Source organism: Polynucleobacter sp. JS-JIR-II-50 (assembly GCF_018687895.1).
Lineage (GTDB): Bacteria > Pseudomonadota > Gammaproteobacteria > Burkholderiales > Burkholderiaceae > Polynucleobacter.
This window is the reverse complement of sequence record NZ_CP061307.1, coordinates 582,506-597,250: the sequence shown is the minus strand read 5'-3', so window position 1 is coordinate 597,250 and position 14,745 is coordinate 582,506. Positions and strand designations below refer to the sequence as shown.

The window sequence follows — 14,745 nt, the reverse complement described above, 5'->3', positions numbered from 1 at the left end:
TCCTTATTTATTTAACTTGTCATACCAGAGCTCATGGTGCTCTTTAGCCCAAGTAGCATCTACATAGCCGGTCTTCATTCCGTCGATTGAGCCTTGCATACCAATGGTACCAATATAAATATGGCCCATCGCCATGGTAGTCATTAAGATTGCAGCGCTACTATGAATGATGTTGGCGATTTGCATCGTGCCACGCAGGTACTCTATCTGCATAAACGGCACGATCATGTCGAGCACAAATCCTGAAGCAGAAATTACCAGACCCAAGAAAGTCATGCCGAACCAGAACCAAAATTTCTCACCCATATTAAAGAAGCCTGCTGGCACATGCTTGCCGCTAAACATTCCACCAAAAGTTAACAGCCAATTGAGATCGCCTTTTTCTGGAATATTTTTACCGACAAAGAGCAAAAAGAAAATCACAATACTAAGAGTAAATAATGGGCCGGAAAAATTATGGATATTCTTGCAAACAAACAAAAAGGAGCCATATGCGACACCGCCCATCAATGGCATTGCAAAATATTTTCCATACAAAATCATCAAACCAGTAAACGCCAAGGCTAGGAAGCTAAAGGCCATCACCCAGTGAGTGATGCGGTCCAACGCACTAAAACGCTTCACTTTAATGCCTGACAACGGCTCATGTAGTTTGATTGAGCCCTTGAGGGTGTACACAGCAATAATTCCAAAGAAAGCAATGGCCAATAACCAGCCGCCGTAAACGGTAATGATGCCGTTACGAATCACGCGCCATTCTTGACCGGCACGTTGGATTAAAACACCCGCCTGCTTATCCGGAATACTGACGTAGTTTTGCGGATCGCTGTTTGGTGCCATGAAGATCGATGGGTTTGCGGGCTGAGCCTGCGCTTGAGTTCCATTGGCCAAAGCATTTGGATTTGCCGGCACAGATGCAGCAGGCACATCCACTCCACTTGGAGAAGGCAAAGGCGCCATCGGTGCACGTTCAGCAAAGCTCATACCACTCGCTAGAGTGAGTGACAAACCTGCAGCCACTACCAAAGTGCGTAGAACTTTAGAAAATGATCGTTTCATACACATGTCCTTAAACGTTTTCGTTTTATTTATTGTTATTTAGTTGATCACTTAACGCGACTGTATTCGTTTTGAGCTTGATTGCGCTTGTCAATCGACTCAGTCCAACTAGCCTGGTTTCCCGGCGTCCAATTCTTAGTCATAAATCCATTATTGGCACCCATATAAGGGGCAACATCTGGACGTTTAGCAGCTTTAGCAGCAATTTCTGGAGGCTCAGAGCAAGCCCCCAACAAAGCTGCTGCTGCAAAACACAAGCCGAGAGTTTTGAAATTGACTTTCATTATTGAGCCCCTGGAATTTTTGCAGCGGGCGTTGGCGTAGGCGCTGGTGCATCCGGCCCACCGTAAGCAGTATTCCAACCAAAAGCTTTGGATCCTGGGTACTTGCCATTCTTCTCACGCGTTGCAACACGATTATTAAAGATGCCGCTAATAACATCACTATCGCCGCCAATCAATGCCTTGGTAGAACACATTTCAGCGCAAAGTGGTAACTTGCCTTCTGCCAAACGATTGCGGCCATACTTTTCAAACTCTGCAACGCTGCCGTTTTCTTCTGGGCCACCACTACAGAATGTGCACTTATCCATTTTGCTGCGGGAGCCGAAGGCGCCTTTACTGAGGAACTGTGGTGCGCCAAATGGGCAAGCAAATGAGCAGTAACCGCAACCGATACAGATATCTTTATCGTGCAGAACAACACCCTCGTCCGTGCGGTAGAAACAATCTACTGGGCATACGGCCATACAAGGAGCATCGCTACAGTGCATGCAAGCAACTGAGACTGATTTTTCTTGACCAATGATGCCGTCATTCACCGTTACAACGCGACGACGATTAACACCCCAAGGTACTTCGTTTTCATTCTTACAGGCTGTGACACAACCGTTGCACTCAATGCATCGCTCCGTGTCGCAAATAAATTTCATTCTTGCCATTGTGTTCTCCTGACCTTATTTTTTGACTTAGGCAAATTTCTCGATTTGACACATTGTGGTTTTCGTTTCTTGCATCATCGTCACCATGTCATAACCATAAGTAGTTGCAGTGTTAACCGCCTCTCCCTGAACTACTGGGGCAGCACCTTCTGGGTAATACTTCCGAATATTTTCGCCCTGCCACCAGCCAGCAAAATGGAATGGCACGAATGCAGTTCCTTGGTCAACACGCTCAGTAACCAATGCGCGCACTTTGATCTTGGCACCCGTTGGTGATTTCACCCAAACATAATCCCAGTTCTTAATGCCACGATCTGCTGCAGCCTTAGGATTAATCTCCACAAAGTTTTCTTGTTGGAGCTCTGCTAACCATGGATTAGAACGAGTCTCATCACCACCGCCTTCGTACTCAACCAAACGGCCTGAAGTCAGAATGATTGGGAACTTCTCATATAACTTCTGATTCAAGTTTTGATCTTGAACAGTTTTATAGAGGGTTGGCAAGCGCCAGAAGTTTTTCTTATCGGCAGCTGTTGGGTACTTACGCATCATTGGAGCGTTTGTACTGTAGAGCGCTTCACGGTGAATTGGAACTGGGTCTGGGAAGTTCCAAACCACTGCACGTGCCTTGGCGTTACCAAACGGATGACAACCATTCTTCATTACCACGCGCTGAATACCGCCAGATAAGTCAGTCTTCCAGTTTTTACCTTCAGCGAGTTTTTTCTCGTCTTCAGTTAACTGATCCCACCAACCCAATTTCTTCACAAACACGTGATCAAACTCTGGGTAGCCAGTAGTAATTGCGGCACCCTTGGAGTGAGATCCGTCTGCAGCAAGCAAGCTGACACCTTCACGCTCAACACCGAAGTTGGCGCGGAAGTTACCACCGCCCTCCATGACACTCTTACTTGTGTCATATAGGTTTGGTGAGCCTGGGTGCTTAATTGCTGCCGTACCGTAGCAGGGCCAAGGCAAGCCATAGTAGTCACCAGTGGTGTCATATCCGGTCACTGGATCAACAGCGCCACGAGACTTCAAGGTCTTCGGATCAAAGGTTGCCACCATTCTCATGTGAGCCTTGAGGCGCTCAGGGGTTTGGCCTGTGTATCCAATAGTCCAGCAAGAGCGATTAATCTCGCGCAGGATGTCTTCAATTTGCGGCTCTTTCCATTGCTTACCAGCAAATTTGGAACTGAGCATTTTGTAGTTCTTAGACAACTCTTCGCCGAAACCTAAGCGGTCAGCAAAAGCTTGCATGATCACGTGGTCAGGAACAGATTCAAACAATGGATCAATTACTTTCTCACGCCACTGTAATGAACGATTGGAAGCTGTCGCTGAACCGCAAGTTTCAAACTGCGTTGCAGCAGGCAATAAGTACACATTGCGATTCTTATTAACCGCTTGACCTTCTGCAGCAGGCATTGCTGCCATTGCAGCGGTAGCGCTTGGATACGGATCAACGACTACCAAGAGATCCAACTTATCCATCGCACGCTTCATATCGAGGCCGCGCGTTTGTGAGTTCGGAGCATGACCCCAGAAGAACAAGCCTTTTACGTTAGTCTGCTGGTCAATCATGTCATTCTTCTCGAGAACAGCATCAACCCAACGAGACACGGTGGTGCCCGATTTCTCCATCATGTCGGGCGCATAACGGCCTTTAATCCACTCGTAGTCAACACCCCAAACTGTTGAGAAGTGCTTCCATGAGCCAGCAGCTAAACCATAGTAACCAGGCAATGAATCTGGGTTAGGGCCAACGTCAGTTGCACCCTGAACGTTATCGTGACCGCGGAAAATGTTAGTACCGCCACCAGACTTACCTATGTTACCTAAAGCTAATTGCAAGATGCAGGAAGCACGCACAATCGCATTACCGATAGTGTGCTGCGTTTGACCCATACACCAAACAACGGTACTAGGACGATTCATTGCCATGGTTTTAGCGGCTTGGTAAACCTGAGCCTCAGGTACACCACAAGCCTCCTCAACTGCGGCAGGAGTCCACTTCTCCATCACTTCTTTACGAATCTCTTCCATGCCATAAACACGGTCGTTGATGTACTTCTTATCTTCCCAGCCATTTTTAAAGATGTGATACAGCATGCCGAATAAGAAAGGAATATCAGTACCAGAACGAATGCGGATGTACTGGTCTGACTTTGCAGCAGTACGTGTGTAGCGCGGATCTACTACAACCACCTTGCAACCATTCTCTTTTGCATGCAAGAGCATCAACATCGAAACTGGGTGTGCTTCAGCCGCATTTGAACCAATGTACAAAGCAGCCTTGGCATTCATCATGTCGTTGTAGCTATTGGTCATCGCACCATAGCCCCAGGTGTTTGCAACACCCGCTACTGTTGTGGAGTGACAAATACGAGCTTGATGATCTGTATTGTTTGTGCCAAAGAAAGAGACCCACTTACGGAGTAAGTAGGACTGTTCATTATTGTGTTTGGAGGAGCCGATGAAGAACATCGCATCCGGAGAATATTTCTGGCGAATATCCTTCATCTGAGCTGTAATTTCAGTTAAGGCTTGATCCCAAGAAATGCGTTGGTACTTTCCATCAACCAACTTCATTGGGTAACGCAAACGGTAATCACCATGTCCGTGCTCACGCAAGGCAGCGCCTTTAGCGCAGTGAGCACCCATATTAATTGGGGAATCAAAGACTGGATCTTGACGAACCCATACGCCATTCTCAACGGTAGCATCTACTGCGCATCCTACAGAACAATGCGTACAAATAGATCTCTTAACTTCAATCTTACCCTTGCCGTCTAGCATTGCCTTGCTTTGCTCAGCAGATGCTTTTTGCACAAAACTCAATTGACTAGCGGCTATACCAGCGCCGACTCCTACGCCTGAGCGCTTGAGGAATGTGCGGCGATCCATCGTTGGAACAGCAGCTTTTAAGCCGCGTGACAGACTACCGATCAAGCGCGATGTAGAGCGACTGCTTTGTGGGGTATTGGATTTACGAGTCAGACTCATATGTTGTCCCTGAGAAAGTTTTTTTATTTATGTTGAAACAGTAAAAGCAATAGTGAAACTGAGATGGTTAAATCAATGTGGATTCGTAGTACTTACGCATGTGAGCAGTCATCGTTTGACCCACATCTTGCACAGCTTTAGTACCACTGATTTCTTGGATAACCGCTTTACCAACTGGGGTTTGACTTACTACAGCGACGGCTCCAACTGCAGCGCCTGCACCAATAAAGAACTTACGGCGCGACGGCTTATTTTCTTCGCTTAAAGCAACCTTGGATTTGACGGTCATTGCATGCTCCTATGGAATTATTCTTGATTTGGGTCAAGTGTAATAGGAAATCGCATTTTTGACATATTGGCGTAACTATTAGTTATTAAGACAATATTTATATTGCGGTGCAACATCAAATCATGTCAAAGCCTTGCCCTTCAATTGCGAGGAATTCTCTAGTTAGCGCAGCGATTGGGTGATAGAGATGCATCTCAGGAATACCCTCTATTGCATCGCAAAATTCGTCATACCAAGGGCGAATATGCTCATTGAAAAAAACCTTTTGATTTGTAAGGTTTGAGATCTCCACGTCATCCCCCGCAATGAGATAACGCATGACCTCACTGAGGGCCGAGATATGGTCTTCAGTTTCAGTCACCTCTTCTGCGGCCTCAAGCCCAAAACCCTCTAAAGCCTTGCGAATATTCACCAAGGGCTTTTCATTTAGATGGCCCGCCATGTAAAAAGAGCCATTCAAAACGACATTCGGCTTACCAACGCTGATGAAATTCAAATCAAACTCTTCATGCCAAGCCTTTGCAGGATTGTTTTTAGCGACCTCCACTACGTCCATCCAAACCTTAGCCAAGGGCGCCTCATCAGCAGCATCTGGTTGATCGGCGGAAGCGGCAATTTGATCCAAAAGCGCTTGATCGGGTGGCATCTGAAAAAAGCGGGCAATCAAGCCATATAAATCCGCCCTAGCCAAATCCTCAGGCAAGCCTACATCACCTACTTCGGCCGATAGATTCTCTTTTGCTGCTTCTTTCGTAATTTCGCTCATGTTTCTTTTTTCACCATATCTACCACTCGACAATCACTACACATCTTCAATCGGTCCATTGCCGCACCAGCAAAAGCACCATGCGCACCAAGCTTGCTAAGCATCAAATCAACCATCTTGAGGGTTCCAAAAGGCTTGCCGCAGCTGATGCAATGGAATGCCTGGGTTTCATTCAGGGTCGTCCGTTGCTTGCGCTGCTCAACCGTTTGCAAACGAGGCGCAAGGGTTAAGGCCTTCTCGGGACAGGTTTGCACACAGATGCCGCACTGCACACACTGCTTCTCAATAAAAGAAAGAATGGGTTCATCGGGATTATCTAAAAGCGCACCTTCAGGGCAACCGCTGACACAAGACATACATAAGGTGCAAGCATCTTTGTTAATTGCTAGACCACCCAATAAGGAAGACTTTGGAAGTACTGCGCCCATCTCCGGCAATGGAGTCTTCGCTTGTTTTTGCAAATGCTCTAGCGCTGCCTCAAGCGTTTCGCGTTTCTGATTCGATAAGCCAATGCTTGCGGGAGTACAGATCGGGCCAAGCGATCCACGCTGACGCAATGCGCCCATCACTTTAGACACAGTCGCTATATCTTCAGCAGAACTAGCTAAGATCAGATGAATGCGATCGTCAAAGCCATACGCATTCAGAATGCTATTTGCTAAAACTACCTGCTCTTCAAGTACTGCGCGATATGCAGGATCCTCGTCTCCACTTAATAGCAAAGTCACTTCCGCAAAACCATACGTCAGCGCACCAAGCCATAAGTCCAAACCAGTAGAGGCAATATGCTCAATGCCATAAGGAATCACAAATGCAGGGAGACCTTCGAATTGCTTTGGCATGACATGCGCCGATCTGCCCAAGCCATCAATCATTTGCGTACCCGCTTTTAGGGTATGCAAAAGCAAGCTGGGGGCCATCGCTTGATTAATCTTTTTAGCTTCGGCGGTAAAGACGCTCGCTACCGTTTTGAGCTCTTTGCCCTGATGTGCAACGCTTGGGTAGTTATAACGCATTGCGCCGGAAGGGCATGCAGTTGCACACGCTCCGCAACCCATACAAAGATTTGGGTTGACCTCTACAGAACCTTGGCCATTTTTAAAGATTGAACCAATAGCGCCTGTTGAACAAACATCAATACAAGCACTGCAACCGACTTTGCCATTGCGACCATGAGCACAAATTTTTTCGTTATAGGCAAAATACTTAGGCTTCTCAAACTCTCCCACCATCTCAGAGAGTTGATTGACTGCCAGCGCCTGCTCCAAGGGATCAACACCGGGGGCAAAGTAACCCTGCGGTGTTTGACTCATACGCATTTTGGAATCTGCACGTAAGTCCAAAATTAAATCGAATTCTGAATTACGCTCGCGCTCTTTACGATCAAAAGAAATGGCACCAATACTGGCACATGCAGTAACGCAGTCACGATGGGATTTACATTTACCTAAATCAATCTGGAAGGAGAGATCAATGGCGCCCTCCGGACACACTTCAACACAGGCCCCACAGCGAGTACACATCTCCGGGTCAATCGGATTTTGCAAATCCCAATTTACTGAAAAGTTTCCTAGGTAACCATCTAACTTGGTTACTGCGCCAGTAAAGATTGGGTAGCTACGGGTCAGCGGCAAGTCGCCAGGCTGCGTACATAAGACTGAAACATCTAATGATGGGCTTAATTTTTCGGCCCAAGGAATGGCTTGTGAACCAGCGCCGATAATTAACAACCTACCCTGGCTTTCGTAATTCACAACAGGAACAGGTTCAGCCTCTGGCATATCAGCTAAGGCCAACAATGCAGCAATTTTAGGTCCGGATGTTTTAGCTTCTTGAGTCCAACCAGCTACTTCACGAATATTGACAAAACGCAGTGGCGCAACTAATGGCTTTTCAGCCTGGTCAGCGAGCTCACTAAAAAGGGCGCCCTCTTGAGTACACGCTATCACTAGAGAATCAGAACCATCTAGCGCCTTTAAAAAAGAGCCGACCTCCTGCCTGCACAAGGATTGATGAATCGGAACCCCGATAGCTTTTGCATCCAAAGGCATGGTGCCATTACAGTTGCAGACTAATTTTTGACTCATGCGCTATCTTCTTAGGTTTTTTTCTGTTCAGACTCTATTGATACCTTATTGGGTACTTCTTCCAACTGATCTGCAGGTTTTTGTTGTGTGGATGTTAAATCAGTTTGCTGTTCGCCTGCCAATGTGTGGCCCTCAAGACGCGGTTCAGGCGCTGGGTTTACGCTTTGCTGAGATTCTGGAGCAAGCTCTTCGCTCGATTTGCGGAAAAGGTTGAGCATATCGCTCTGCACCATCCTCTCCAGCATTCCAGGTGGCAGTGGATCCGGTTTGCTGTAGTCATCAATATAAATATCCAACCCATCCATGATGTTGAAATGGGGATCGGTAAACATTTTCTTTAAAGCAGCCTGCTGAACAGCGGGATCTACATCCGGTTTCATAAAAGCAGAAAAGTCTGGATCGAAACGATCGATCTTGACTACATCCTCTAGGGTAGCTGGCGGAGGTGCAGCCTCTTTAGCACCCTCAACGAGTGGAGCCTGATCAGCCTCTCTAGGAACCTCTACTTTTTTTTCTGGTGAAACATCTTCTTTACCAGCTTTGCGTTTAGACCAACGCCCCAGAAATCCATCGGCCATTATTCCTCCATAGGGCGTTGCGCACCCTTAAATGAAGCAGGCTTATGGCGTTTTTTGGGTTCCGGCCGATAGTTGTCATTGACATACTCTTGCAACCATGACGCATGCTGCTCACTCAGCGGTATCGTATCAACCGACTCACCACCATCGAGCAAGCGAGCCGCTTCGTTATAGCTGACACAAATGCGATGAGGCACTGCAAACGAAGCTTCAGATTTTGCCAAGGAGAGCGACTGCTCATCGATATAACGCTCAATATCTTCTTCTAAGCGCCACATGACAAACCATGCGGGCGTTGTAGCGGAAACATTGAGATAGTAACCCTCAGCCTCGTCCGGAAAGAGATCGAGCTCATAGCCTGTAAATAGCCAGGATTCACCATCGGCATCGCGCCCAAGAAACTGACCCACAATGGATTTACTTTGTTGACTATTGAATTGCCCAAAATCAGGCAACACTTCCTGAGGCACCCAGCGGAACGAGACCCATGGGTTGTCAATATTCTGTTTACGCATTAGTACTGCAAAGCGCATAAATGTTCAGAGCCTCAGGTGTTTTGAACCACAATGTTCGGAAATTTACTGCTCATATCTTTAGATAGAGTAGCAACACGAATGGCTACCTGTCTAGCAATGCCTTTATAGATAGCGCTAATAGCGCCATCTGGATCAGCCACTACTGTTGGGCGCCCGGCATCAGCCTGCTCACGAATCGAAAGGTTTAAGGGCAAGGAGCCCAAGAAATCTACCGCGTACTCTTTACACATTTTTTCACCGCCGCCAGTACCGAATACGTGCTCTTCGTGTCCACATTTAGTGCAAACGTAAGTACTCATGTTTTCAATAATGCCAATGATGGGTACACCCACCTTCTCAAACATCTTGAGGCCCTTACGAGCATCTAGCAAAGCAATATCTTGAGGCGTGGTAACAATGACTGATCCTGTAACGGGAACCTTTTGCGCCAAGGTCAATTGAATATCGCCCGTGCCAGGCGGCATATCTACGATCAGGTAGTCAAGATCACGCCAACGGGTTTGGCGAAGCAACTGCTCCAACGCTGAAGTCACCATTGGACCACGCCACACCATGGGTGCGTCGTCATCAATCAAGAAACCGATCGAACTTGCCTGCAAACCATAGGCTTCCATTGGCTCTATCGTATTTTCTTCAATAGAGTCTGGCCTACCGGTAATGCCCAGCATCATTGGCTGACTTGGTCCATAGATATCGGCATCCAAAATGCCAACCTGCGCGCCCTCAGCTGCAAGAGCTAAAGCCAGATTCACGGCCGTTGTTGATTTACCCACGCCGCCCTTACCACTGGCCACTGCAATAATATTTTTTACACCGGGCAATAACTTCACGCCACGTTGAACGGCATGCGCAACGATTTGACTAGAGATATTGACGCTCACATTTTTGACGTCTGATAACTCACGCAAAGCATTGATTACCGATTTACGAATCGAGTCAAACTGGCTTTTAGCAGGATAGCCCAACACAACATCCAAAGAAATATTGCCATCTTCTACGCGGAGATTTTTAATATTTTTAGCCGAGACAAAATCGATCTTCGTATTGGGATCAACCAAATTTTTTAGCGCTGCCTGTACCAACTCTGGTGTAACCGACACTACATTCTCCTAATATGGATAAACCTAGAATGGACTTCTAGGTTTTTTAGTATTTTCTTAATTAGCGCTAGCTTACTCGTAGCAGCCAATATTTGCTGAAAGTGACTTTGATCACCTTCTATTTACCGCATTAGAAAATCAGCAAACTCAGATAATAGACTGCCATCGACATCAAAGCAGTGGCTGGGATGGTGAAGATCCAGGCCCAAACGATGTTTCCAGCGACTCCCCAGCGAACTGCACTTGCCCTTTGGGTAGAACCAACACCAACAATAGCCCCAGTAATTGTGTGGGTAGTCGAAACAGGAACGCCCAAGGCTGTTGCTGCAAACAAAGTAATGGCGCCACCAGTCTCAGCACAGAAGCCTCCTACTGGTTTGAGTTTTGTCAGCTTTTGACCCATGGTTTTTACAATGCGCCAACCACCAAACATCGTGCCCATCGCAATGGCGATATAGCAACAAATAATGGTCCAGGTCGGAGGCATCTTGGCGCCAGCTTCTGCGTACCCCGTAATAATGAGCAAGAGCCAAATAATGCCAATGGTCTTCTGAGCATCATTGCCGCCATGACCCAAACTATAGGCGCTGGCAGAAACTAACTGCAGGCGGCGGAACCAGCGATCTGTTTTTGCTAAGTTAGCGTTTTTGCAAACCCAGGCCACCAACAACATCATCAAGGAGCCGAGCAAGAAGCCGACTAGCGGAGAAATAAAAATAAAGGAAACGGTTTTGATGATTCCGGACCAAACCAAGCCATCCACCCCTGCCTTTGGCAATGCCGCTCCAACTAAACCGCCAATCAAAGCATGAGATGAGCTAGATGGAATGCCGTAATACCAAGTAACCACATTCCAAATAATTGCCCCTACCAAAGCGCCAAAGATGACATGCAAATCAACCGCAGCCGGGTGAACAATGCCTTTACCAACCGTGGCAGCCACGCTGAGATGAAAAATGAAGATGGCAAGAAAGTTAAAGAAGGCAGCGAATACTACCGCCTGCTGTGGCTTTAAAACACCAGTAGAAACTACGGTCGCAATGGAGTTAGCTGCATCATGAAAGCCGTTCATGAAATCAAATGCAAGAGCTAACACTACTAATAGCGCTACAACCCAAAAGGCTACTTCTGTCGCTGGCAACTTAATTCGCCTTAAGAGTTTTCAAGAACGATGCCCTCAACCAAGTTGGCAACGTCTTCACATTTATCGGTAACTTCCTCGAGCAACTCATAGATACGCTGGCACTTAATCAGCTCACGTACTTCGATATCCTCCCGGAACAATCTAGTAATCGCGGTAGATAGCAGGCGATCAGCCCCAGACTCCAGGTGATCGATTTCATCACAAGTTTTTAATGCCGCTTTGGCCACTTCTGGATCGGAGATATCTTTTAATGTAGCAACGGCATTCTTCATGCTGATGCAGCACTGATTACAAAGCTCTGCCATTTGCAACATCTCTGGCGTCATTTGTTTTACATCATACAAATGCATTGCTTCAGTACCGTTTTGCAATAAATCAGCTACGTCATCCATCGTATTGATGAGTGAAAAAATTTGGTCACGATCGATAGGGGTGATGAAAGTCTTGTGCAAACGACGATGCACTTCCTTAACAACATCGTCACAAGCATGCTCTGCCTTATCAACCTCTTGGGTGTACTTTGCACGCAATACTTCGTCGCTGTAATGCTCGACAAACTTCAAAAAAGATTCGGAGGCAGAAACGATATTACTAGCGTGCTCATTAAAAAGCTCGAAGAAATTACCATCGTGAGGCATTAACTTGCTGAAGAACATAAATCACGATCCTTTGGGAACAAAAACTACGGGTTTTGTTAGGTTTGCCGACATTCTAAACAATTGTTATTGAACAACTGGAAAGCCAGCATCTGTTATGAGCTGGCTCGCCTGCGCGGCAGATAGAGTGGTTTCGAGGGTTACAGTCTGGCTTGCCAAATCTGCCTGAACTTTAGCCTGAGGGTCTTGGGCCTGAACTGCCCGAGTTATGGCATTAATGCAGCCCCCACAGGTCATTCCGGATACTTTGAAACTCAACATATAGGCCTTTTTAATTTGAATATGGCTTGTATAGAGTAGATTATCTTCTATATGAATCCCCAAAAAGACACTAATTCAGAGCTATTTACTCTAGATATCGGCGGGATGACCTGTGCCTCTTGTGTTGGCAGGGTTGAAAAGGCTTTAGACAAGATTCCCGGCGTAGAGGCCGCCAGTGTGAATTTGGCAACTGAACAAGCCAAAATTCGTATAAAAGCCAATTCTGAAGTCAAAATCGATGACATCATCGCTCTGGTACAAAAAACAGGTTATTCAGCCAAAATCAGTGCGCACCACGGCATTCCTGAGTTAGCCCCATCTAAATTGTTCTGGGGAGCTGATGGCCTAGGTCGGGTCGTTTTGGGCTTTGCTTTGTCAGCCCCACTCTTTCTACCCATGTTCTTGATGCCCTTTGGCATTCATTGGTCACTTTCACCAACATGGCAACTATTACTTGCAACGCCAGTACAATTCTTTTTAGGTTGGCGCTTTTATAAAGCAGGCTTCAAATCTCTGATGTCGGGTGTTGGCAATATGGATTTATTGGTCGCGCTCGGCACAAGTGCAGCCTACGGATTAAGTGTGTATCAAATGATTGCACTACCTCATGCAAGTCACGAGCTCTATTTTGAAGGATCAGTTGTCATTATCTGCATGGTCATGCTTGGTAAATGGTTAGAAGCCAGAGCCAAGCAACAAACTAGTGAAGCAATACGCGCCTTGCAAAAGCTATGGCCTGAACATGCCAAAGTCATCGAGCGCAATATTGTTATCAGTGAGAACTCTGCATTAGACCAATTTCGAGATCTTCCTCTAGATCAGGTATTCCCTAAAGATCGCATCTTAGTGTTGCCAGGCGAACGTATACCGGTAGATGGAATCATCTTACTTGGCAACAGCCAGGTTGATGAGTCCCTCCTTACCGGAGAAAGCGACCCTGTCAAAAAGCATCTTGGTGAAAAGGTCATTGGCGGCTCACTCAATGGGGAAGGCCTATTAGTGGTCGAGGCCCAGGCGGTAGGCGTTGAAAGCGTTCTCTCAAAAATCATTTCTTTGGTAGAAGATGCGCAAACCCAAAAAGCACCCATCCAAAAATTAGTCGATCAAGTCAGCGCGATCTTTGTTCCTAGTGTGATTGTGATTGCGCTTATTACCGGGTTAGCGAACTGGTTTTATTTGGATTCTGCATCCGTAGCCATACTGCGCGCAGTCTCAGTTCTCGTTATTGCATGTCCATGTGCACTGGGTCTTGCAACACCTGCAGCCATCATGGCAGGAACTGGCGTGGCAGCGCGCTTTGGAATCCTCATCAAAGATCCACAGGTATTAGAGTTGGCACATCGCTTAAATGTAGTGGCCTTCGATAAGACTGGCACCCTCACCATTGGCAAACCAAGACTGCTAGAAATTATTCCTTTTGGCGATTCATATGCGGTTGATGACATTCTCGCGAGTGCAGCAGGTTTACAGCTTGGTAGTGAGCACCCTCTTGCAAAAGCACTACTAGATGCCGCTAAACAAAGGGGCTTAAATCCCATCACACCAACAGACAGCAAAGCCCTGCCCGGTATTGGCATTAGCGGCAGACCAAGCGCTGGCGTTTTCCTGGGCCTTAGTCAGAACCTACAAAGCGTTGCATCGTTAGAAGGCAATTCCCACTACTCCGCAATACTTGCAAAGGCACAAGCCTGTTTTGATGCCGGTCAAACTGTCTCGGTATTAATGAATCAAGAAAATCCCTCCTCACCTATTGCGATCATTGCCTTTGGAGATGAACTCAAAGATAACGCTCAGGAGGCGGTTACCTCACTGCAGCATCTACATATTCGAGCAGTAATGCTTTCTGGCGATAATCTAGCTGCCGCTAATCGTGTTGCCAAAACGATTGGCATTCAAGAAGTATTTGCGCAAATTATGCCGAGCAGTAAAGCAGAAATCATTCGTCAACTCCAATCAAAAGATGATGAGCGTCAATTTGTTGCAATGGTAGGAGATGGTGTGAATGATGCGCCTGCCTTGGCCACTGCAGATGTGGGCATGGCAATGTCTACTGGCACTGATGTGGCCATGCAAGCTGCCGGCATTACCTTAATGCGAGGCGACCCCACTCTGGTGGCTAATGCTATTGATATCTCCAAGCGGACTTGGAGAAAGATTCAGCAAAATTTATTTTGGGCTTTTATCTTTAATGCCACCGGCATTCCCTTGGCCGCACTAGGATATCTTTCGCCAATGCTAGCTGGCAGCGCCATGGCTTTATCGAGCTTCTGCGTTCTTAGCAATGCCTTACTACTCAAGCGCTGGCGTCCTGTGCATTAACAAA

General features: G+C 46.8%; 14 protein-coding genes. 1 reads left to right on the top strand and 13 read right to left on the bottom strand.

Features of this window, described 5'->3' with window-relative positions:
- Positions 1-3: 3 nt before the first annotated feature.
- From FD963_RS03135 to FD963_RS03075, 13 genes are all read right to left on the bottom strand, one after another.
- Entirely contained in the window at positions 4-1,059 is a 1,056-nt protein-coding gene (locus FD963_RS03135) for a formate dehydrogenase subunit gamma (protein WP_215362924.1), read from the bottom strand.
- A gap of 47 nt (positions 1,060-1,106) precedes the next feature.
- Complete coding sequence (locus FD963_RS03130) at positions 1,107-1,343, bottom strand: hypothetical protein (RefSeq protein ID WP_215362922.1); 237 nt, start codon at positions 1,341-1,343, stop codon at positions 1,107-1,109.
- Positions 1,343-1,999 (bottom strand): formate dehydrogenase FDH3 subunit beta, encoded by a 657-nt coding sequence (gene fdh3B / locus FD963_RS03125; RefSeq protein ID WP_072582988.1) that lies wholly within the window; start codon positions 1,997-1,999, stop codon positions 1,343-1,345. The genes FD963_RS03130 and fdh3B overlap by 1 nt, the downstream gene beginning before the upstream one ends.
- Before the next feature lie 27 nt (positions 2,000-2,026).
- Positions 2,027-5,005 carry a formate dehydrogenase subunit alpha gene (locus tag FD963_RS03120; RefSeq protein ID WP_215362920.1) on the bottom strand — a complete coding sequence of 993 codons (2,979 nt, stop codon included), beginning with the start codon at positions 5,003-5,005 and terminating at the stop codon, positions 2,027-2,029.
- A gap of 67 nt (positions 5,006-5,072) precedes the next feature.
- Positions 5,073-5,294 (bottom strand): hypothetical protein, encoded by a 222-nt coding sequence (locus FD963_RS03115; RefSeq protein WP_215362918.1) that lies wholly within the window; start codon positions 5,292-5,294, stop codon positions 5,073-5,075.
- A 115-nt stretch (positions 5,295-5,409) separates the two neighbouring features.
- A complete protein-coding gene (locus FD963_RS03110; RefSeq protein ID WP_215362916.1) occupies positions 5,410-6,060 on the bottom strand; it encodes a molecular chaperone in 651 nt (216 codons plus the stop codon).
- Complete coding sequence (locus tag FD963_RS03105) at positions 6,057-8,147, bottom strand: 4Fe-4S binding protein (protein WP_215362914.1); 2,091 nt, start codon at positions 8,145-8,147, stop codon at positions 6,057-6,059. The genes FD963_RS03110 and FD963_RS03105 overlap by 4 nt, the downstream gene beginning before the upstream one ends.
- Positions 8,148-8,158: 11 nt before the next feature.
- On the bottom strand, positions 8,159-8,725 hold the full coding sequence (locus FD963_RS03100; protein ID WP_215362912.1) for a DUF3306 domain-containing protein: 567 nt from the start codon (positions 8,723-8,725) through the stop codon (positions 8,159-8,161).
- Positions 8,725-9,240 carry a DUF3305 domain-containing protein gene (locus tag FD963_RS03095; RefSeq protein ID WP_251367282.1) on the bottom strand — a complete coding sequence of 172 codons (516 nt, stop codon included), beginning with the start codon at positions 9,238-9,240 and terminating at the stop codon, positions 8,725-8,727. Before FD963_RS03095 ends, FD963_RS03100 begins: the two co-directional genes overlap by 1 nt.
- Before the next feature lie 32 nt (positions 9,241-9,272).
- Positions 9,273-10,361, bottom strand: a complete 1,089-nt coding sequence (gene apbC, locus FD963_RS03090; RefSeq protein WP_215362908.1) for an iron-sulfur cluster carrier protein ApbC — start codon at positions 10,359-10,361, stop codon at positions 9,273-9,275.
- A gap of 130 nt (positions 10,362-10,491) precedes the next feature.
- Entirely contained in the window at positions 10,492-11,433 is a 942-nt protein-coding gene (locus FD963_RS03085; RefSeq protein ID WP_371743885.1) for an anion permease, read from the bottom strand.
- A gap of 80 nt (positions 11,434-11,513) precedes the next feature.
- Complete coding sequence (locus FD963_RS03080; protein ID WP_215362906.1) at positions 11,514-12,161, bottom strand: DUF47 domain-containing protein; 648 nt, start codon at positions 12,159-12,161, stop codon at positions 11,514-11,516.
- Between the two features lie 66 nt (positions 12,162-12,227).
- Positions 12,228-12,422, bottom strand: a complete 195-nt coding sequence (locus tag FD963_RS03075) for a heavy-metal-associated domain-containing protein (protein WP_371818484.1) — start codon at positions 12,420-12,422, stop codon at positions 12,228-12,230.
- 51 nt (positions 12,423-12,473) lie between these two features.
- Here FD963_RS03075 and FD963_RS03070 point away from each other — a divergent pair, with 51 nt between their 5' ends.
- On the top strand, positions 12,474-14,741 hold the full coding sequence (locus tag FD963_RS03070; protein ID WP_215362904.1) for a cation-translocating P-type ATPase: 2,268 nt from the start codon (positions 12,474-12,476) through the stop codon (positions 14,739-14,741).
- The last annotated feature ends 4 nt before the right edge of the window (positions 14,742-14,745 follow it).